This window comes from Burkholderia sp. LS-044, from assembly GCF_004803625.1.
Classification (GTDB): domain Bacteria; phylum Pseudomonadota; class Gammaproteobacteria; order Burkholderiales; family Burkholderiaceae; genus Burkholderia; species Burkholderia cepacia.
The window spans coordinates 61,717-81,919 of record NZ_SSWO01000009.1; the positions used below are offsets into that span (position 1 = coordinate 61,717).

At 65.8% G+C, this 20,203-nt stretch carries 19 protein-coding genes; 10 read left to right on the top strand and 9 right to left on the bottom strand.

Going from position 1 to position 20,203, the window contains the following annotated elements:
- The first annotated feature begins 25 nt into the window (after nucleotides 1-25).
- From E9536_RS23025 to E9536_RS23035, 3 genes are all read left to right on the top strand, one after another.
- The gene (locus tag E9536_RS23025) at nucleotides 26-973 is read left to right on the top strand and encodes a fatty acid desaturase (RefSeq protein ID WP_060199028.1); all 948 of its coding nucleotides are present in this window, start codon (nucleotides 26-28) and stop codon (nucleotides 971-973) included.
- Between the two features lie 61 nt (nucleotides 974-1,034).
- Nucleotides 1,035-1,907, top strand: coding sequence for a ferritin-like domain-containing protein (locus E9536_RS23030; protein ID WP_136470789.1), 873 nt, complete (start codon nucleotides 1,035-1,037; stop codon nucleotides 1,905-1,907).
- 613 nt (nucleotides 1,908-2,520) lie between these two features.
- Nucleotides 2,521-3,513 (top strand): LysR substrate-binding domain-containing protein, encoded by a 993-nt coding sequence (locus E9536_RS23035; RefSeq protein WP_027792905.1) that lies wholly within the window; start codon nucleotides 2,521-2,523, stop codon nucleotides 3,511-3,513.
- A gap of 350 nt (nucleotides 3,514-3,863) precedes the next feature.
- Here the strand turns inward: E9536_RS23035 and E9536_RS23040 are convergent, their stop codons facing one another.
- Complete coding sequence (locus tag E9536_RS23040; RefSeq protein ID WP_027792904.1) at nucleotides 3,864-4,169, bottom strand: DUF4148 domain-containing protein; 306 nt, start codon at nucleotides 4,167-4,169, stop codon at nucleotides 3,864-3,866.
- A gap of 278 nt (nucleotides 4,170-4,447) precedes the next feature.
- Between E9536_RS23040 and E9536_RS23045 the strand changes: the two genes are divergently transcribed.
- The 4 genes from E9536_RS23045 to E9536_RS23060 all read left to right on the top strand — a co-directional run bounded on the left by E9536_RS23045 (nucleotide 4,448) and on the right by E9536_RS23060 (nucleotide 7,809).
- Entirely contained in the window at nucleotides 4,448-4,657 is a 210-nt protein-coding gene (locus E9536_RS23045; RefSeq protein ID WP_027792903.1) for a hypothetical protein, read from the top strand.
- A 321-nt stretch (nucleotides 4,658-4,978) separates the two neighbouring features.
- Nucleotides 4,979-5,656, top strand: coding sequence for a response regulator transcription factor (locus tag E9536_RS23050; RefSeq protein ID WP_021160456.1), 678 nt, complete (start codon nucleotides 4,979-4,981; stop codon nucleotides 5,654-5,656).
- Between the two features lie 13 nt (nucleotides 5,657-5,669).
- Nucleotides 5,670-7,067 (top strand): HAMP domain-containing sensor histidine kinase, encoded by a 1,398-nt coding sequence (locus E9536_RS23055; RefSeq protein WP_049096825.1) that lies wholly within the window; start codon nucleotides 5,670-5,672, stop codon nucleotides 7,065-7,067.
- A 58-nt stretch (nucleotides 7,068-7,125) separates the two neighbouring features.
- The gene (locus E9536_RS23060) at nucleotides 7,126-7,809 is read left to right on the top strand and encodes a response regulator transcription factor (RefSeq protein ID WP_060067806.1); all 684 of its coding nucleotides are present in this window, start codon (nucleotides 7,126-7,128) and stop codon (nucleotides 7,807-7,809) included.
- Nucleotides 7,810-7,868: 59 nt separating this feature from the next.
- On the opposite strand, the gene E9536_RS41540 is transcribed toward E9536_RS23060, so the two are convergent.
- Together E9536_RS41540 and E9536_RS23065 are read right to left on the bottom strand one after the other, a co-directional pair.
- On the bottom strand, nucleotides 7,869-8,024 hold the full coding sequence (locus E9536_RS41540; RefSeq protein WP_162923038.1) for a hypothetical protein: 156 nt from the start codon (nucleotides 8,022-8,024) through the stop codon (nucleotides 7,869-7,871).
- 69 nt (nucleotides 8,025-8,093) lie between these two features.
- Nucleotides 8,094-8,366 (bottom strand): DUF4148 domain-containing protein, encoded by a 273-nt coding sequence (locus E9536_RS23065; protein ID WP_059699687.1) that lies wholly within the window; start codon nucleotides 8,364-8,366, stop codon nucleotides 8,094-8,096.
- A 322-nt stretch (nucleotides 8,367-8,688) separates the two neighbouring features.
- Here E9536_RS23065 and E9536_RS23070 point away from each other — a divergent pair, with 322 nt between their 5' ends.
- Nucleotides 8,689-9,864: a porin gene (locus tag E9536_RS23070; RefSeq protein ID WP_060084763.1), complete on the top strand. Its 1,176-nt coding sequence runs from the start codon at nucleotides 8,689-8,691 to the stop codon at nucleotides 9,862-9,864.
- Between the two features lie 85 nt (nucleotides 9,865-9,949).
- Here the strand turns inward: E9536_RS23070 and E9536_RS23075 are convergent, their stop codons facing one another.
- From E9536_RS23075 to E9536_RS23095, 5 genes are all read right to left on the bottom strand, one after another.
- Nucleotides 9,950-11,416 (bottom strand): efflux transporter outer membrane subunit, encoded by a 1,467-nt coding sequence (locus E9536_RS23075; protein WP_119337456.1) that lies wholly within the window; start codon nucleotides 11,414-11,416, stop codon nucleotides 9,950-9,952.
- Entirely contained in the window at nucleotides 11,409-12,614 is a 1,206-nt protein-coding gene (locus E9536_RS23080) for an efflux RND transporter periplasmic adaptor subunit (protein ID WP_059699632.1), read from the bottom strand. Before E9536_RS23080 ends, E9536_RS23075 begins: the two co-directional genes overlap by 8 nt.
- Complete coding sequence (locus E9536_RS23085) at nucleotides 12,604-15,858, bottom strand: efflux RND transporter permease subunit (protein WP_136470791.1); 3,255 nt, start codon at nucleotides 15,856-15,858, stop codon at nucleotides 12,604-12,606. The genes E9536_RS23080 and E9536_RS23085 overlap by 11 nt, the downstream gene beginning before the upstream one ends.
- Before the next feature lie 157 nt (nucleotides 15,859-16,015).
- Nucleotides 16,016-16,690: a response regulator transcription factor gene (locus E9536_RS23090; protein WP_060199013.1), complete on the bottom strand. Its 675-nt coding sequence runs from the start codon at nucleotides 16,688-16,690 to the stop codon at nucleotides 16,016-16,018.
- 22 nt (nucleotides 16,691-16,712) lie between these two features.
- Nucleotides 16,713-17,621, bottom strand: coding sequence for a LysR family transcriptional regulator (locus E9536_RS23095; RefSeq protein WP_060084758.1), 909 nt, complete (start codon nucleotides 17,619-17,621; stop codon nucleotides 16,713-16,715).
- A gap of 19 nt (nucleotides 17,622-17,640) precedes the next feature.
- On the opposite strand from E9536_RS23095, the gene E9536_RS23100 reads away from it, so the two are divergent.
- Both E9536_RS23100 and E9536_RS23105 read left to right on the top strand, forming a co-directional pair.
- Nucleotides 17,641-17,877, top strand: a complete 237-nt coding sequence (locus E9536_RS23100) for a hypothetical protein (RefSeq protein WP_136470793.1) — start codon at nucleotides 17,641-17,643, stop codon at nucleotides 17,875-17,877.
- Between the two features lie 80 nt (nucleotides 17,878-17,957).
- A complete protein-coding gene (locus E9536_RS23105; protein WP_027792893.1) occupies nucleotides 17,958-18,332 on the top strand; it encodes a hypothetical protein in 375 nt (124 codons plus the stop codon).
- Nucleotides 18,333-18,407: 75 nt separating this feature from the next.
- Here the strand turns inward: E9536_RS23105 and E9536_RS23110 are convergent, their stop codons facing one another.
- Nucleotides 18,408-19,496, bottom strand: a complete 1,089-nt coding sequence (locus E9536_RS23110; protein ID WP_168799569.1) for a porin — start codon at nucleotides 19,494-19,496, stop codon at nucleotides 18,408-18,410.
- Nucleotides 19,497-20,203: the final 707 nt, after the last annotated feature.

Genomic DNA, 20,203 nt, shown 5'->3' on the forward strand with positions numbered 1-20,203 from the left:
CGCCCGTCAGAAACCGGTTGCAGACATGAAGAGCCGCCCGAGCGGCGTCGTCTTCTCGCTGAAGCTCGCGGTATACGTCGCGCTCGTTGCGCACGGCATGCTGTTCGCGCTGTCGACGTATGTGATCCTGAAGATCGTCGGGATCCTGCTGATCGGCGCGATGTACGCACACGGCGTCGAGCTGCAGCACCAGGCGCTGCACTACCAGGGGTTCCGGAGCAAGCGGCTCAACATGGTGTTCGGCGTGCTGCTCGGCATGCCGATGCTGGTGTCGTTCCACGCATACCAGGACAGCCACCTGCGTCATCACCGGCTGCTCGGCACGCCGGAGAACAAGGAGTTCTTCGACTACGGCGACCAGTACGGCGCGAGCCCCGTCGTCAATCTCGGCCTGTGGGCGTGGCGGCTGTCGATGGCCGCGCACTATATCCAGTTCGCGAAGAACGTCGCGAAGCTCGTCGTGCCGGGAGCGCGCTTCGGCGACAACCCGCTCGTGTCGCGCGCGATCCGCCGCGATCACCTGCTGATGGTCGCGGCGATCGCGCTGCTGGCCGGCGTGTCGGTCGCGCTGCACACGTGGTTTGCCGTGTGGGTGTGGGTTGTGCCGCTGGTGTTCGTCGCCGCGCCCGTGCATGCGCTGGTCGAGATGCCCGAGCACTACCGCTGCGACCTGACGAGCACCGACCCGTTCCGCAACACGCGGACGATCGAGAGCAACGCGTTCATGACGTGGTTCACGAACGGCAACAACTATCACGTCGAGCATCACATGATGCCGAACCTGCCGATCGAGCGGCTGCACGACCTGCATGGCGCGATCGGGCCGCGCATCCGCTATTACCACCGCACGTACCGGCAGTTCTATTACGCGCTGCTGCGCGGCAGGCTGGCGCCGCGCACGGTGGACGACGACGCGGACGAGCGTGCGCCCGATGCCGAAGCGGCGGCGCCGGCGTCCACGCAATCGGCATGACCGCGACGGGGCCGGCCGCCCGCGTGCGTGCCGTGCCGTGCCGGAACATTGTTCAACGACGGTGACGACGATGCTCTATCCGGAATTATTCAGGTCGCTGGAAGCGGTGCGCTGGAACATGGAGACGGACATTCCGTGGAACCGGTTCGACGCTTCGCTGCTCACCGACGAGCAGGCCGAGACGATCAGGATGAACGCGATCACCGAATGGTCGGCGCTGCCCGCGACGGAAATGTTCCTGCGCGACAACCGGCATGACAGCGACTTTTCCGCGTTCATGAGCGTGTGGTTCTTCGAGGAGCAGAAGCATTCGCTCGTGCTGATGGAATACCTGCGCCGCTTCCGGCCGGAGAGGGTGCCGACCGAAGCGGAACTGCACGCGGTGCGCTTCGAATTCGACCCGGCGCCGCCGCTCGAGACGCTGATGCTGCATTTCTGCGGCGAGATCCGCCTGAACCACTGGTACCGCTGCGCGGCCGACTGGCACACCGAGCCGGTCATCAAGCAGATCTACGAAACGATTTCGCGCGATGAAGCGCGCCATGGCGGCGCCTACCTGCGCTACATGAAGAAGGCGCTGAACGACTGCGGCGACGTCGCGCGCGCGGCGTTCGCGAAGATCGGCGTGCTGATGGCGTCGGCGCGCCGCACGGAGAAGCCGCTGCACCCGACCAACCTGCACGTGAACCAGGCGCTGTTCCCGCGCGATACCGTGCAGTCGCGCCTGCCCGATCCGGAATGGCTCGAGCGCTGGCTCGACGAGCAGATCCGGTTCGACGGCGAGTGGGAAAAGAAGGTCGTCGAGCGGATCCTGCACAACCTGTCGATCCTGTTCGGGCGCACGTTCGCGACCGCGCAGGAGCTGAACCGCTATCGCCGCGAAGTGACCGCGCGGACGAACCGTGTGGCGGATGGCGTGGTGGACGGCGTATAGCGGATGCGTGCCCCGTCCAGCGTGGGCGGAACCGATTCCGGCCGGCAAGATGACGTAGTGCGTACGGTGTCCGGTATCCGGCCGGCGGGATATTCATTTCCGGACATAATGGGTTCATCAATTTCCTGTTATTGCATGATTGAATCAAAATTCATGCGTTTAGTATATTTTCATAAACATGAAATTCCTGATTTAAATGGTATTTCGCGTGTATGTTGGCGTGTGTTTTCTTTCCGTAATGCGGCAAATGAAATGATATGTCGGGTGATTGAAATTGTATTGTAGGCGCGGGGCGTGATTCCGTTGCGATGTCGAGATGTCCGCCGTGACATCGATTTTTGCCCGCAATCCCCTGTTTTGATGGGCATTTTCAGGCCATTCCAGGCGTCATTCCGCCAGAATATTTATTTACAAAACCACTACTTAATAATGTTAATGTAAGAATATCGGGCCGACTAAAATCGATAGATAAATACGAGTGTCACGATTGAAAATAAGAATGATCAGCATCCATTCTTCAATATAAAATCGCTTCCGAATCCAAATAGGAGAAACGATTCAGGGGAACGAAAGGCGACTTGCCTGTCGATGGGTGCAACTTTGAGGCGGCGGTATGGCTAATGTGAGATTGGCAAAACGATTGAGAAGTATGCCTTCGCTGGATTTCCTGAGAGGCTTCGAATGCGCGGCGCGTCATTTGAGCTTTACACGCGCCGGGCAGGAACTGAACGTCACGCAATCTGCCGTGAGTCGGCAGGTCAAGGCACTCGAGGAGCAGCTCCGGATCGAGCTCTTTCACCGGCACATTCGATCGCTGACGCTGACCGACAAGGGACGGGAGCTGTACGACGCGATCTCGTTCGCGTTGTCCGACCTCGAATCGGTGATCGGCAAGCTGTCGTCGAGCGTGGGACAGCGCGCGATCTCGTTGTCGACGACCGTATCGTTCGCGGCGCTGTGGCTGATTCCGCGCCTCGGTTCGTTCCGCGCAAGCTACCCCGACATCGACGTGCGCGTATCGGCAACGAGCGAAATTGAGGATCTCAAGCGCAAACGTTTGCATTTGGCCGTGCGATATGCGGGGCCGTATACGTCGACGGACGATACGGACGTGCTGTTTCGCGAGCGCGTCGTGGCGGTCTGCAGCCCGAGCCTGATGGCGACGGCGGGCGATGCAGCGTCGATGAAGCCGGAGGATCTTGAAAAGCACGTGCTGCTGCATCTCGACGATCCGCGCTGCGAATGGCCGTGGCACGGGTGGAGCCATCTGCTGAAGGAACTCGGCGTGCCGCGCCTGCGGCCCGCCGGCGCGCTGCATTTCAGCCAGTACGACCAGCTGGTGCAGGCGGCGGTCGACGGGCACGGCATCGCGATCGGGCGGCGGCCGCTGGTCGACGGGCTGCTGAAGCAGGGCCGGCTCGTCGAACTGTTCGCGCACTGCACGGTCGCATCGGGCAGTTACGTGCTGGTGCAGAACCCGGATGCGTGCAACGAGTTCGATATCGCGGTGCTGACCAACTGGCTGCTCGAACAGGCGCACCATCCGCTCGCGTCGGGCCAGGAAGCGGCCGGCAGCAACGTGTTGCCGATGTATCGCGTCGGATAGGACGGCACGCGGCGCGCCGTCGTGCGAGACGCCGGTGCGATCGACGCGCCATGCGGTGACGAGCGGCGTCGTGCCGCCGAACAGCGACACCGACACGTTGAAGCCGATCGCGAGCGCGTGCGTGCTTGCCATACGGGGACAACACGCGATCGCGGCGGCCCGTGGTACCCGGTGAAATCGATCGTGCCGATCACCGCGCGTCCGGCGACGTTCACGATCACGACGTTGCCTTCCGTCGCGATCCGCCCGTCGTTGGAAAAAACGGTCGCGTAGCGTGCACGGCATCGACGAAAAAAACGCGCGGCCGCGAGGCACGCGCGCAAACTCGGAGATCGTTCGCCGGTGGCGAGTCAGTTGCCGTTCGACGCGACGGTGTTGGCTGCGCCCGCACAATCCTTCTGATACTCGGTCATCAGGCGCGCCTGCGCCGAATCGATATCGTCCGGATAGCTGCTCTCGTCGCCCGACGACGGGTTGTAGCCGACGGATTCCAGCTCGTTCAGCTCGTTGATCAGTTGCCGGTGGGAGACCGGGCCGTGCGTATGCACGAACGGATAGTCGTGGCATTGCGCCGGCGTGAGTGTCGGCGCGGCATGCGCGGCGAAGCTCATCACGAGCAGCGCGGAACAGGCGAGGTAACGGGCGGGATGTTTCATCTTCGACTCCTGGGAAGCGTTGGGAACCGGCCGTACGGTGGATTGCCAACGTCGACCTCACGACACAGGTTAGGCACCGTGGACTATCGAAACGGCCGCGCGAAGATGAAACTAGTTTTATCCGCATCGACCGCGCGCTGGAGCGATCGTCTTCGTGTGCATCGGACCTTAAAGAAACCTTCATGCACGCGCGACCGAACGGTTAGCCGTGCGGGCGTATCGTCGAACCCGTGATCAATCGACGCTGCGCACGGCGCGGCCCGCATCGGGGTAATGCAATGAAAGAGACCGTCAGGATGGCCGCGCTCATCGCGCTGGTGTGCTCACCGGTGCTGGCGTTCGCGAAGGTGCAGGGAACGGGGCTCGCGATTGCCGACGTGACGCTCGCGCACGAGAAGGTCGAGCGCACGCAGCGTGTGGAGAACGCGGCACATCGTGTCGCTTCGCATCGCGTCGACCAGCCCGGCGCGGAGCCGCACCGAAGCTGATGCGCGATTCTTTACCGATACCTTTCGACGCGATCGGTTGCAACCGCCCGTGCGCGAAGGCGAAGGGCCGTGCGGCATCCTGTCGCAACAACGCGCGCCGGTAGCCCCGGCGGGCGTTGCCGCCGTATATGAAACTTTCTTCATGAAGTCGACGCGCACGATTTACGCGCGCGCGTGTAGTCTCCATCCGAACGCGCTCGCCCTTCGGGTGTCGAAGCGCGTGCGTCCCTTCGCTGAAGACGAGAATCGTAAATGGCATCATCAGTTTCCCCCGGTAACACGCCGGCCCTGCCCGACCGGCCGGCCGAGAGCGGTACGGCCATCGCGCACGTACTGACGATCGAAGACGACGAAATCACCGCGAACGAAATAGTCAGGGAACTGCAAGGGCGCGGCTTCACGGTCGAATGGGTGGCGAACGGCCGCGACGGCATGGCCCGCGCGCTCGGCAACGAGTTCGACGTGATCACGCTCGACCGCATGCTGCCGGTCGTCGACGGCCTCACGATCCTGACCACGATGCGCAGCGTCGGCGTGCGCACCCCGGTGCTGATGCTGAGCGCGCTCGGCGATGTCGACGAACGCGTGCGCGGCCTGCGTGCGGGCGGCGACGATTACCTGACCAAACCGTTCGATCCCGAGGAAATGGCGGCACGCCTGGAGGTGCTGTTGCGCCGGAGCCAGACCGCGCCGGCGCCGTTCGCCACGACGCTGACCGTCGGCCCGCTCAGGCTCGACCTGATTTCGCGCAAGGTGTTTCGCGACGGCGACGAAATCGCGCTGCTGCCGACCGAATACCGCGTGCTCGAATACATGATGCGCAATGCCGGCCAGACCATCACGCGCACGATGCTGTTCGAGGCCGTATGGGGCTATCACTTCGATCCCGGCACCAACCTGATCGAAGTGCACATGGGCCGGCTGCGCAAGAAGATCGATCCGCCCGATGCGAAGCAGATGATCCAGACGGTACGCGGCGCGGGCTACATCCTTGGCTGACTCCGCAACCTTGATGTCCTCGACGGATCACGTCCAGCCGGCGCCGAAGCGTCACTGGTATTCCAGCACGTTCCGGCTCGTGTCGGTCTACGCGGTGACGTTCTCCGTGTCGGTGATGCTGCTGCTCGGCTTCATCGCATCGATCATCACGCACGACATGGAGCGCGAAACCGACGTGGTGATCGACTGGCAGATGATCTACTTCGATTCGCTCCAGGACAACCAGCTTGCCGCGGCCATCCAGCACCGGATCGAGCACGAGCGGATGCACACCAACTACTACGGGCTCTTCACGGCCGACGGCAGGCATGTCGCCGGCGACGTGCTGGCCATGCCCGACGGCATCCGGCCGGATCGCACCGGCGTGACGCTCGACCACACGATGACGATCGCGGGCGACCAGGTGCCGCCGGTCGTCCGCACGATGGCGGAGCGGCGCGCCAACGGCGACGTGCTGGTGCTCGGGCGCGACCTGACGCACATCCTGCGGATTCGCGCGGCGATCATCCAGGCGCTGGTCGGCGGCGGCCTGTTCTGCCTGGGCGCGGGCGTCGTCGGCGGCCTGATTCTCAGCGTGCGGCAGATGCGGCGCCTGAAGGAAGTCCGGCGCATCACGCAGCGCATCGCGCAGGGCGACCTCGGGCAGCGGCTGCCGATCGGCGGGCACGACGAGATCGACCTGCTGTCGCATCTGGTCAATCACATGCTCGAGGAAGTCGAGCGCCTGATGAACGAGGTGAAGGGCGTCTGCGACGGTATCGCGCACGACCTGCGAACGCCGCTCGCGCACGTGCATACGCTGCTTGCGCATGCGGCGGAGCGCGCGGACGGGCTCGACGATGCCGCGCTGGCGACGCTCGTCGCCCGCGCACGCAACGAGACCGACGTGCTGCTCAGCCGGTTTCGCGCGATGCTGCGCATCGCCGAAATCGGGTCGCTGCAGCGGCGCGGCGGGTTCGCCGAGCTCGCGCTGGAAGATCTCGTCACAGACGTCGGGCAACTGTTCGAGCCGCTCGCCGACAGCCGTGCCATCCATTTCGTCGTGCTCGTCGAACCAGTCGCGCGGATTCACGGCGATCGCGCGCTGCTGTTCGAGGCGCTCACGAACCTGCTCGACAACGCGCTCAAGTACACGACCTCGGGCGACACCGTGCGCCTCGAACTTCACGATACGCCGTCCGGTCCGCGCATCGACGTGGTCGACAACGGCCCGGGCATCGCGGCGAACGAGCGCGAGGCCGTGCTGCAGCATCGTTACCGCAGCCGCCGCACCGGGCACCTCGCCGGGGCCGGGCTCGGCCTGAGCATCGTGTCGACGGTCGTCAACGTGCACGACTTCACGCTGCGCATCGGCAATGCCGAGCCCGGTACGCGCGTGACGATCGAATGCTGGCCGAGGTCGCTCGCATGACGGTCGTTCGCATCCGGCTGCACGTGCGCGCGCATTGCCGCCGCGAGGCGGGCTGACGATGCGCGTGCTGCTCGTGACTTCGCCGCACCCGGAAGCAGCGTGGCTGTACAAGGCGCTGCAGGAGAGCGGGCACAGCCTGCAGCGTGCGGACGATCTGCGCGACGGGTTGTTCCTCGCGTCGCAGGAGACGTTCGACGCAATCGTCGCGACCGCGTTCGAGCCGGGCAGCGATGCCGCGCTGATCGCGATGCTGCCGCGTTTCGTCGCCGACGGCGGCGGTGCGGCACTGGTGGTGCTGATCGGCCAGGCGTCGGCGCGCGAGCGCATCCGCGTGCTGCACGCAGGTGCCGATGCGTGTTTCGGCGCGCCGTATTCGTTCATCGAACTGCACGAGCGCCTGCAGGCGTTGCAGCGGCTGGCCGGGCCGCGCGACACGGAAGGCCCGGTCGCGTCGGTGTCCATGCTGGAGACGCTCGCGCGCGAACTCAAGGACGGCAAGCTGCGCCTTGCCGTGACGCGGCGCGAATGCCTGCTGCTCGAATGCCTGATGCGCCATCCGAACGCGCCGGTGCCGCGCGACCAGTTGATCCGGTATGTGTGGCAGGACAAGGACGATGTCGATCCATCGAGCGTCAATCTCGTGGTGTCGCGGCTGCGCCGCAAGCTCGCGCGGCATCTGCCCGATGTCCGGATCGATACGGTGAGCCGCTACGGCTACCAGGTGACGCTGCCGGACGCATAACCGCGCGGCCCCCCTGTACGAACGGGCGCGTTGCCGATGGCAGCGCGCCCGTCGTGCGTTTACGAGCCGAAGAACGGCACACAGAAATCGGGCGGGCCGACGCAATCGCCGGGGCCGTCGGGCTGCGCGCCGGCGCAGCCGGACAGCATCACGCCGGCCGCGATCGCGACGAGCGCAACACGGGCGGAACGAACGAGCAAGGGACGAAGCTTCATGAATGACGGGTGATGCGAGAGGTGGGCGGCGCGCGCCGGGCAGCACGCCCGGCCGCGCGGCGGTGCGCATCAATGCGAATAGAGCGTGGAGTCGAGGTACTTGATCTGCCCGTCCTGTTCGGCGTGCACGAGTTCCGCGTAGACCTGGGCACGCGTTTTCTCGTGGATCGGCTGTCCGTACGGCGGCACCCACTGGCCGGCGGCCTGCGCACCGGGCACGCCGTCCTTGGTGGCGGCCGGCGTCATCTGCATCGCGTGGGTACTCGTTTGCGCGAACGCGGGAACGGACAGCGCGGCGCATGCGGCGAGCAGCGTGGAAGCGACGATCTTGGCGGTTTTCATGTTCGGAATCCTCATGATGATTGACTGGATCATCCCCGGCACGGCCAGTCGATGCCGCGCGTCGGGTTGAGGACAAGCATAGGGGAGGGGGGCTATCGGATCGGCATACGCAACGTGAAAAGAAATTCATGCGCCTGTGCGTTCCGCACGGACATGAATGCGGCGTATCGCGAGGATGAAGAAGGTTTCATTTTTCGGGCCGTTTCGATAACGGCGCTGTCATGCCCGCTGCCTAAATTGTGCGCCATCGCATCGCGGACGGAGCGGCCGTTCCACACCGGCCGGCGATGCGAGAAGACCGATCCACTCTAGCGAAACCATCATGAAGAAACTTCTGGCAATCCCGGCAGCGGTTGCGTGCCTGCTTGCAGGCGCGGCGCATGCGCAGAGCAGCGTCACGCTGTACGGCACGATCGACGCGGGCCTGGACTACATCAGCAACCAGAAATCGGCGGCCGGCGCGGGGCCCGCTTACGGCGTGCAGAGCGGCAACGTCAGCACGTCGCGCTGGGGGCTGCGCGGCAACGAGGATCTCGGCGGCGGCCTGGCCGCCGTGTTCACCCTCGAGAACGGCTTCAACGTCGCGAACGGCAAGTTCGGCAACGGCGGCGACGAGTTCGGCCGTCAGGCCTGGGTCGGCCTCGCGAGCCGCCAATGGGGCACGGTGACGCTCGGCCGGCAATACGATTTCCTGGTCGACTTCGTCGCGCCGCTGTCGGCGACGGGCTCGGGATTCGGCGGCAACCTCGCCGATCACCCGTACGACAACGACAACCTCGCCAACGACACGCGGATGAACAACGCGGTGAAGTTCCGCAGCGCAGACTACGGCGGCCTCACGTTCGGCGGCGCGTACGGCTTCAGCAACCAGGGCGGCGGGTTCAGCAACAACAACGCGTACAGCGTCGGCGCGCGGTATGCGAACGGTCCGCTCGACGTGGGCGTGGCGTACCTGCAGTCGAACCAGCCGGGCGGCGTGAATGCGCCGAAGAACACCGGCGGATCGCTGAGCAGCTCGGACGGCGATGCGATGCTCGCGGGCGGACGCTGGCGCACGTTCGGCGCCGGCGCGCACTATGCGTTCGATCATGCGACGATCGGCTTCGTCTATACGAGAACGATCCTGAACGACCCGCGCGAACTGTCGCAGGGCGGCGCATACGGCACCGTGAACGGCCAGTTGCTGACCTTCAGCAACTACGAACTGAACGGGCGCTACTTCCTGACGCCGGCCTTCTCGCTGGGCGGCTCGTATACGTTCACGCAGGGCCGCTTCGACGATGCGGGCCGCAGCATCGCGCCGAAGTGGAACCAGTTCATGCTGCAGGCCGACTATGCGCTGTCGCGCCGTACCGATCTCTATCTCGAAGGCGTGTATCAGCGCGTGACGGGCGCGGACGGTGTCGCGGTGCTCGGCAACGCAGGAATCTTCAATCTGGCCGCGTCGGGCAACGATCGCCAGGCGGTGGTCGCGGCCGGCATCCGTCACAAGTTCTGAGTGCGCCGGGCCCGCGAAAAAAAAGCACCCGTCGCGATGACGGGTGCATCCAAACGCGACACGCTCCCCACGTGCCGCAACGGGCTCAGGTCGTCGAACGCGCCGGCGTCGCGACCGGCGCTTTCGCGCCGGACGCTGCTTCGTCGGCCGACCACCCTCCGCCCAGTGCCGCGATCAACCCGACCGCCGCCAACTGCCGGCGCGTATTCAGTTCCAGCATCGCCACCTTCGTCTCGAGCTCGGTAGTCTGTGCGGTCACCACGTCGAGATAGCTGACGACGCCGTCCCGATAGCGCGACATCGACAACTGCAACGTGCGTTCGGCCGCGTCGAGCGCTTCCTGTTGGCGATCGGCTTCGTCGCCGAGATGGTGCGTGAGCGCGAGGTTGTCTTCCACCTGCTGGCACGCATCGAGTACCACCGCGCGGTATTTCGCGCCGTTCTCGGCCAGCTGCGCGTGCGCCTGGGCCGTGAGCGCCTGGCGGCGGCCGCCGTCGAACAGCGTGAGCGCGAGGCTGGGCCCGATCGACCAGATCTCGTTCGGCGCCCTGAGCCAATGGCCGAGCCCCGAACTCTGGTATCCGCCGATCAGCCCGAGCGTGATGTCGGGGAAGAACGCCGCGCGCACCACGCCGATCTGCGCGTTGGCGGCCGCCATGCGGCGTTCGGCGGCCGCGACGTCAGGCCGCCGTTGCAGCAGCGTGGCGGGAATGCCGGCCGGGATCGCGGGCAGATACGCCACGCTCAGGTCCGGCGCGAGCGCGAACGACGAGGCCGGTACGCCGGTGAGCGTCGCGATCGCGTGCTCGTACAGCGCGCGCCGTGCCCGCACGTCCTCGGCCGACGCGCGGGCCGAGTCGAGCTGCGTCTGCGCGCGCGAGACGTCGAGATCGGATGCGATGCCGCCCGCGTGCCGGCTCATCGTGAGTTTCAGCGCACGCTGGTACGTGTCGATCGTGTCGGACAGCAACTGCTGCTGCTGGTCGAGCCCGCGCAGGTTGAAGTACGCGTTCGCGAGGCTGGCCTGCAGGCTCAGCTGCACCGATGCGAGATCGTCGGCGCTGGCCTGCGCGTTCGCGCGCCCGGCCGCGACCTCGTTGCGCACCTTGCCCCACAGGTCGAGGTCGTAGTCGAAGCCGGCGTCGAGCGTGTTCGAGCCGTACACGTTCGGCTGGTTCGCGCCGCGCAGCGGGCGCGTGGCCGATTGCCGGTTGCTCGAGACCTGCGCGCCGAGGCCGATGGTCGGGAACAGCCCCGCGCGCGCCTGATCGAACAGCGCGCCGGCTTCGTCATGGCGGGCCACCGCGGCGGCCACGTCGGGGTTGGCGGCCGCCACCCGCGCTTCGAGCCGGTCGAGCACCGGATCGCGGAACGCCTTCCACCAGCCGTCGCGTGCGATGCGGTCGGCCGGCTGTGCCGGCTGCCAGCCGCCCGCTTCCTTGAATTGGGCAGGCAGCGTGGTCTGTGGCGGATGATAGACGGGCGCGAACGAGCAGGCGGAGAGGAACGCGATACTGGCGAGCATCGCGCAGAGCCGACGCGGGTTAGCCATTCGCACGCTCCGTGTCGCGCACGGCCGCCGCGACGGTGCCGGCCGGCGTCGCGAGCCGGACGCGGTCGCCCGCGGACAGCGAGTCGGGCGGGTTGTCGATCACGCGATCGTCGGGCGCGAGGCCGGTCGCGATCTGCACGTGCGTGCCGAGGTCGGTCGCGATCGTGACGGGCTTGAGCACCGCGCGATCGTCCTTGCCGACCACGGCGACCTGCAGGCCGGCCTGGCGGAAGATCAGCGAGCTGGCCGGAATCGTCAACGCGTGGCTGCTGCCGGCCGGCAGTGCGAAATGCACCTCGGTGTATTCGCCCGGAATCAGCTTGCCGTCGCGGTTGTCGACCATCAGCTGCACGAGCAGCGTGCCGGTCGAATCGGCGATCGAATCGTCGGTGTCGGCGAGCGTCGCATGGAAGGTCTCGTCCGGATGCTCGGGCACGGTCAGCGTCGCGCTCATGCCGGGGCGGATCGCGGCGGCCTCGTTCTGCGGCACGCTCACGTAGACGCGCATCCGGTGCACGTCGGACACGGCGAACAGTTCGGGGCCGGCGCCACCGCCGGCCGAGATCAGCTGGCCGATGTCGGTCTTGCGCGCGGTGACGACGCCGTCGAACGGCGCGACGATGCGCTTGAACGCCTCCAGCGCGTCGAGACGCCGCACGTTGGCCTCGTTGGCCGCGACGATCGCCTGCTTGGCGGCGAGGTCGCTGGTCTTCTCGTCGGTTTCCTGCTGCGACACGGAATCCTGCGCGAGCATCCTGGTCCAGCGCGCGGCCGTGGACGCGGCCAGCTTCTCGTTGGCGAGCGAGCTCTGCAGGTCGGCGCGCGCCTGCTGAAGCTGCTGGTCGAGCTCGGGCGTGTCGATCAGGCCGAGCAGCTGGCCCGACTTCACGTGCGCGCCGATATCCGTGTACCACGCATGCAGGTAGCCCGACACCTGCGCATGGATCGGCGCGCTTTCGAATGCGGACAGGTGGCCGGGCAGCACGAGCGCGGCGCCGTCGCCGCCGGTCGTCGGCGTGTAGGCGACCACGGTCGGCACCGCCTGTTCGGCGGACCATCGGGTCATTTCCTGTTTCGCGTGCGCGCGGCCTGCGATGCCGGCCGTCACGATGCCGACCGCGACCAGCGCGGCGATCGTGGCGACGAGCTTGAGGTTGGGCAGCCGTTTCGGCGACTTGATTTCGATCTCAGTGGACATGGGAAGCTCCGGACGCGGAAGGGAAGGAAGCGCGAGGTGCGTCGTGTTTCAGCGCATCGCGCCGATGCACGAGGCTGAACACGACGGGAACGAAGAACAGTGTCGCGATCGTCGCGCACGCGAGGCCGCCGATCACGGCGCGGCCGAGCGGCGCGTTCTGCTCGCCGCCGTCGCCGAGGCCGAGCGCCATCGGCGCCATGCCGATGATCATCGCGAGCGCGGTCATCAGCACGGGGCGAAAGCGCGTGAAGCCGGCTTCGAGCGCCGAGGCGAGCGCGTTGCCGGTATCGGCGAGGCGCTCGCGCGCGAAGCTGACGACGAGGATCGCGTTCGCGGTGGCCACGCCCATGCACAGGATCGCGCCGGTGAGCGCGGGCACCGACATCGGCGTGTGCGTGGTGAACAGCATCCAGACGATGCCGGCCAGCGCCGCCGGCAGCGCGGAGACGATCACGAACGCATCGGCCCACGAGTGGAAGTTCACGACGATCAGCAGGTAGATCAGCACGATGGCGCCCGCGAGCCCGAGCAGCAGGCCGGTGAACGCGCTGTTCATGGTCTGCACCTGGCCGCGCAGCGTGACGGTCGAGCCCTTGGGCAGGTCCTTCGCGGTGGCCTTGACGATGCTGCCGATGTCGGCGGCGACGGCGCCGAGGTCGCGGCCCTGGGTGGTCGCGTAGATGTCGAACAGCGGTTCGATGTTGTAGTGCGACACCACTGCGTTGCCGACGCCGCGCGTGATCGTCGCGAGACCGCCGAGCAGCTGCGACTGGCCGTTCGCGCCGGTGACAGGCAGGTTCTGCAGCGCCGACAGCGTGGTCATCCGGTACTGCGGCGTCTGCGCGACGATCGGATAGGACACGCCGTTACGCGGATTGAGCCAGTAGGTCGGGTCGACCTGGCTGGTGCCCGCGAGCGTCGCGACCACCGAGTTCGTCACGTCCTGCTCGGTGATGCCGAGCTGGTCGGCACGCGTCCGGTCGACCGCCACCGTGAACTGCGGATAGGTGCTGGCCTGCTGGATGCGCGGGTCGGCCACGCCGGCGATCAGGCGCAGCTTGCGGTACAGCTCGCGCGCATAAGCGAGGTTGGCCTGCTGGTTGGGGCCGGCCACCTGCAGGTCGACCGGGGCCGGTGCGCCGAAGTTGAGGATCTGGCTGACGATGTCGGCAGGCAGGAACGAGAACGTGGTGCCCGGATAGGCGCGCGGCAGGCGTTCGCGCAGCTCGCGCACGTAGTCGGCGGTCGGTGCGTGGTCGTGCGACAGCGAGATCAGGATGTCGCCGTCCTGCGGCCCGAGCGTGCCGCTGTTGTTGTAGGTCAGGTTGATCCCGCTGTTCGGCAGGCCGATGTTGTCGACCACTTCGCGCAACTGCGCGGGCGGGATCACGCCGCGAATCGTGTTTTCGATACGGTCGAACTCGGCGGCGGTTTCCTCGACACGCGTGCCGACCGGCGCACGCACGTGCAGCGAGATCTCGCCCGAGTCGATCGTCGGGAAGAAGTTGCGGCCGAGCCACGGGACGAGCAGGAACGATGCGGCCACCACGCACAGGAACGCGACGACGAACGGCTTGCGGCGCGTGAGCGCGAGGCCCAGCAGGATCCGGTACGACGCGCGCACGGACTCGAAGCGGCGCTCGAATGCACGCTGGAAGCGCACCAGCGGATTGCGCGACGGCGGCGCGTCGTGCGCGCCGGCATGGCCCGCATGCGAATCCATGATCGCCGCGAGCTCGCCCGACGCATGGCCGGCCGACGCGTGCGGCTTGAGCAGGTATTGCGCGAGCATCGGCACGAAGGTGCGCGACAGCACGAACGACGACATCATCGAGAAGATCACCGCCTTCGCCATCGGCACGAACAGGAAACGCGAAATGCCGTCGAGCATCAGCATCGGCACGAACACGATGCAGATGCACAGCAGCGAGACAAGCGCCGGCATCACGATCTGTTTCGCGCCGTCGACGATCGCGGTGCGCGTGTCCTTGCCCTGTTCGAGGTGCCAGTTCACGTTCTCGATCGTCACCGTCGCGTCGTCGACCAGAATCCCGACCGCGAGCGCGAGGCCGCCGAGCGTCATCACGTTGAGTGTTTCGCCGGTCGCCGCGAGCAGCGCGATCGCCGAGAGCACGGCCAGCGGGATCGACGCGGCGATGATCAGCGTCGAGCGCCACGAGCCGAGGAACAGCAGGATCATCAGCGACGTCAGCGCGGCGGCGATGATGCCTTCGCGCGCCACGCCGCTGACGGCGCCGTTCACGAAGGTCGACTGGTCGCCCATCGTGACGAGCTTCAGGCCCGGCGGCAGCGTCTGTTCGACCAGCGGCAGCTTCGCCTTCACGCCCGCGATGATGTCGAGCGTCGATGCCGAGCCGTTCTTCAGGATACTCATCAGCACCGCGCGGCGGCCGTCCACGCGCACGATGTTGCCCTGCGGCGGGTAGCCGTCACGCACATGCGCGACGTCACGGATATAAATCGTCGTGCCGTCGACCGACTTGATCGGCAGGTCGTTCAACGCGTCGAGCGAGAGCGGGCTGTTGTTGAGCTTGATGTTGTATTCGAAGCGGCCGATCTTCTGCGTGCCGGCCGGGATGATCTGGTTCTGCTGCGCGAGCGCGTGCGCGACGTCCTGCGCCGACAGCCCTTTCGACTGCAGCGCCTGCGGGTCGAGGTCGATCTGCACTTCACGTGACTTGCCGCCGTACGGCGTCGGAATCGCGACACCGGGCACCGACAGCAGCTGCGGTCGAATGAAGTTGACCGCGTAATCCGCCAGCTTCTGTTCGTCGAGCGTGTTGCTGGTCAGCGCGATCTGCAGCACGGGGACGGTCGACGCGTTGTAGTTGAGGATTTGCGGCGGCGTGGTGCCGGGCGGCATCTGTTTGAGCACGGTCTGCGAGATCGACGTGACCTGCGCGGTCGCCGTGCGGATATCGACGGTCGGCTGGAAGAAGATCTTCACGATGCCGTAGCCGCGGAACGATTGTGACTCGATATGCTGGACGTCGTTGACCGTCGTGCCGAGCGTGCGTTCGTAGTACGTGATCACGCGTCCGGACATGTCGTCCGGCTGCAGGCCGGCGTAGTTCCAGACGACGCTGATCACCGGAATGCGGATATCCGGAAAGATGTCGATGGGCGTGCGGAGTGCCGCGAGCGGACCCGCGATCAGGATCAGCAGCGCCAGCACGACGAACGTGTAGGGCCGGGTGAGCGCGAGCCGGACAATTTTCAGCATGGGGTGCTGCTCCGTTCAAAAGCGTCGTGAAGAAGAGCCGGATGCGCGCGGCTTCGGGAAAACACCGATACGCAGCCGATGACCGCATTCTGCGGAGCGGCCCCTAACAGCCGGTCGCTAAAAAGATGAAAGAAGTTTTAGGTGGCGGCGGCCGGATTCAGCCGAGCATGTAGCCCGCGCCGCGGATCGTGCGGATCAACGGTGCCGCACCCGGCCGGTTCACCTTCTTGCGCAGGCGGCCGACGTGGACGTCGATCAGGTTGGTGCCCGGATCGAAGCGGCAGCCCCACACCGCCTCGAAGATCATCGTGCGCGTGAGCACGCGGCCGGCGTGGCGCATCATGAATTCGAGCACGCGCAATTCGGTCGGCAGCAGCGCGAGCTCGCTCGCGCCGAGCGTGACGCGGCGCCGCACCAGGTCGAATGCGAGCTCGCCCGCGCGCAGGACCGTCTCGACCTGCGCGCCGCGCGGCCGGCGGCGGATCAGCACGTCGATGCGCGCGCACATCTCGTCGAGCGAGAACGGCTTGACGAGATAGTCGTCGCCGCCCGCGCGCAGCCCCTGGATGCGCTGGTCGACGTCGGACATCGCGCTCATCACGAGCACCGGCGTGTCGAGGCCGACGCCGCGCATCGTCGCGAGAATCGTGAGCCCGTCGAGATCCGGCAGCATGCGGTCGAGCGTCACGACGTCGTAGTCGGCACTCATCGCCCTGGCCATGCCGTCGCGGCCGGTGCGCGCGACGTCCACCTGGTGGCCGGCGGCGCGCAGCGTCTGGGTGATGTGATCCGCGATCAGCGGATCGTCTTCGATCGTCAGGATGTGGGGCATGGACGGAGCGGCCCGGGCGGAATCAGGCGGCGGCGCGCTCGGGCGCGCGATAGTGTTCGACCACGTAGTCGATGAAGCTGCGGACCTTGGTCGACAGATGGTTGCGGCTCGGGTAAAGCATCGAGATGCAGCGCGCGCCGCCGTTCACTTCGTAGCGTTCGAGCAGCGGCACCAGCGCGCCGCGTGCGAGATCGTCGGCGACGAGCGGGTGCGGCAATTGCGTGATGCCCATGTGATTGAGCGCCGCGATCCGCACCATCATGCTGCCGGTCGAGGCCAGCGCGTTGCCGGTGTAGACGCGGTAGGACCCGTCGACGTCCGAGAATTCCCAACTGCGCGCGGTGCCGTTCGACACGGTCAGCAGGCTGTGTTCGTTCAGTTCGACGGGATCGTTCGGCGTGCCGTGGCGCGCGAGGTACTCGGGTGACGCGACGACGACGTCGCGCACGCTCGTCAGCATCCGCGACACGAAGGTCGCGTTGACGAGGCGGCGATCGTCGCAGAAGCAGACGTCGTAGCCGCCCTCGACCATGTCGACGTGCGTGTCGAACGTGGTCACGTCGAACCGGACGCGCGGATGCCCGTCGCGATACGCCGACAGCAGCACGCCGAGGCCGGCCGCAACGGAGGTCGCCGACGCGGCGATCCGCAGCGTGCCGCGCGGGTCGCGCGTGACCTGCACGAGGTTCGATTCCATCTCGTCGAGCTTCTCGATGATCGAGCGGCAACCGTCGAGATATTCGCGGCCGGTCTCGGTGAGGGACAGGCTGCGGGTCGTCCGGTTCAGCAGTCGCATGTTCAGGTGCGCTTCGAGCATGCCGACGCTGCGCGTGACCGCGGCCGCCGACATCCCGAGCTGGCGCGCGGCGAGATTGAAACTCGACAACTCGACTACACGCGTGAACACGCGCATCGCTTGCAGTTGGTTCATGGTCCGCCGAAGGAAAGAATTGACCGTTCGCATGCGCCGCCGACGCATCGCTCGATGCGTGCCGCCGCGCGTGACCGGCAAGGTAGCGAGCCGATTATGGGATGCGGGCCGGCGCCGGACGCTTAAAAAACGACGCGGAATGGATGAAATTTCGTTTAAGGAAGCGGCGGACGACCATGCCATCGAGATCGTCGTGCGTCGTGACGGCGAATACGCGATTGTCGCAACGGCAGTCAACCTAAAAATAAATTCATGAAGCTGCATCAAATCTTCAGGTGCGCGCGCGACGCGGCTGCCGATAATGGGCCGATACGAGTAGCCACGAGGAACGCAATAATGACGCAGCCGCTGAGTATCAAGATGATCCAGGAACACGGCAAGCCGGTGGTGCTGGTGTCGGTCGAACGGGGTGCCGCGGTGCTCGATCCGGAGGACGTCGACGCGGTCATCCAGTATCTGAGCCTGTTGCGCGCGTCGATGCAGCCGGCCGTGCCCGAGATGCCGCCGCGCGCGCAGCAGTTCGTGACGGAGATGGACCCGTGCTGGTATGCGGAGCGCCATCCGCTGTACGGCGGCGCGGTGCTGTTGCTGCGGCACACGGGGCTCGGCTGGGCGAGTTTCGCGCTGCCGCCGCGGAGCCTCGAGCGTCTGCACGGGTCGCTCACGCAACTGCTCGAGGACGAGCAGATGGTGGTCAGCCTGCCGAACTGATTCGGCGCGTGGGTCGATCGCGCCGGCCGGGGCCCGCTTCCGGTACACGGGAAGCCGGCTTCTTCGCGCGATCGCCTAGAACGTGTGGCGCAGCCCGATCCGGCCGACCGCCTGCCGGCCGCTCGACGACGGATCGAAGCCCGCGACCTGCGCGACGGCGCCGCCCGACGCCATCTGCAGTGCCGCGAGTGCATAGATCGCCGTGCGCTTCGACAGCGCGTACTCGGCGCTCGCGTTCAGTTGCCGGTAGTCGGGTTCCTGGCCGGTCGCATGGTCGCGGCCGGTCGTGTAGGTGTAGCCGAGGCCGAAATTGAGCTGGCTCGTGGCGGCGAGCGTGCCGGCGATCTCGTAGTTCTGGAACTTCACGTCCTGCGCGTCGTCGCCTTGCTGGAAATCGACGTCGGTGAAGTTGCCCATCAGCTTGACGTTGCCGATCTGGTACGACGCGCCGGCCGCGAAGATGTTCTGGCTGCGCGCGTTCATGAGCGCGTCGCCGTACACCGCGTTCGTGTATCCGCTGCCATTCTGGTAGCTCTGCACAGCCTGCTCCGGATCGTTGACGCGCAGGTAGCCGACGCCGGCCGAGAACGGCCCGTTCGTGTACGCGAGCGCCGCGCTGTACGCGGCGTTGTCGGAGAAGCGGCCGGGCTGCCCGCCGAACGAGTAGAGCGCCTCGGCGGTGAAGCCGGCGATCGTCGGGCTCGTGTATTTCACGGCGTTGCTGATCGCGAAGCCGTTGTCGAGGTTGTCCATGTCGTTCGGGTGCGAGAAATACCAGCCCCCGTAATAGTCGTTCAGCGAATACGGTTCGATCAGGTCGACGATCGGATCCCACTGCCGGCCGAGCGTCAGCGTGCCCATGCGTTGGTCGGACAGCCCGACGTAAGCGTTGCGCGAGAACGCGAGGCCGCTGCCGAGCCCGCCGTTCGTGGAATTGAAGCCGCTTTCGAGATCGAAGATCGCGGCGAGCCCGCCACCGAGATCTTCCTTGCCGCGCAGCCCCCAGCGGCTGCCGGCGCTGACGCCGCTCGCCATCTGCCACAGGTGCTGGCCGTCGACGTTCGACGCGAAGTCGATCCCGGTGTCGATGACGCCGTACAGCGTGACGCTGCTTTGCGCATGCGCGTGGGAGAACAGGCCGCAGCAGGCGAGTGCGCACGTCATGCGCAGCAGCCGTGTCGTTTTATTCATGGATGAAGGTCTCGAACGGAGGTTGACGGATATTGTTCGCAGTCCTTGTTTAAAGGGCTGGTCGTCGAGAATATAGCTGCGTCAAAAGCGTGCGGATCGGCAATTCAGTCTTTCAGTTTTTGCGTTGGTTTCGTGCCTGTGGGCGGTCGACAACGCGGGTGTTGGGCGCTGTGGGTTGTTCGCTTCGGGGTGGGGGCTGGGGGGGATGACTCCGTGCTTCGCAACGCGACCGACATTGACGACATCGATGCGCAGCGCGCCAGCGTTTGAATATGCCCGGATCTGGAGGCTCCCGGTCGACGATGGCCTGCGAGTTATTTTCAGATCAGGCGTAATTTTCAGCGAAACAATAATTCATCCCGATCCGGATTTTTAATTATTGGCGGGTTTGATCCAATTCAAATATCAATCGACGAATAAAATTATTGAGCAATGGAGGCGGCCATTCCGGTGGCCTTAGAACGCGAAATGCCGGGATCGATCATTCACGATCGTCAAACGCCAGAATCCGCGTTACGTCAGGGTTGAAGGGCGAAGAAACCAGGAATGGATGATTCGATGCCGCGAATCAAATGATTATCAATGACGGACGTTTATTTTTCCGGTTTTTGCGGATAAGGTTCGACTCGGTGAAAGTGATTTGTCAGGAAGCGCGGCGATTGATCATTGCTTGCCGCGGT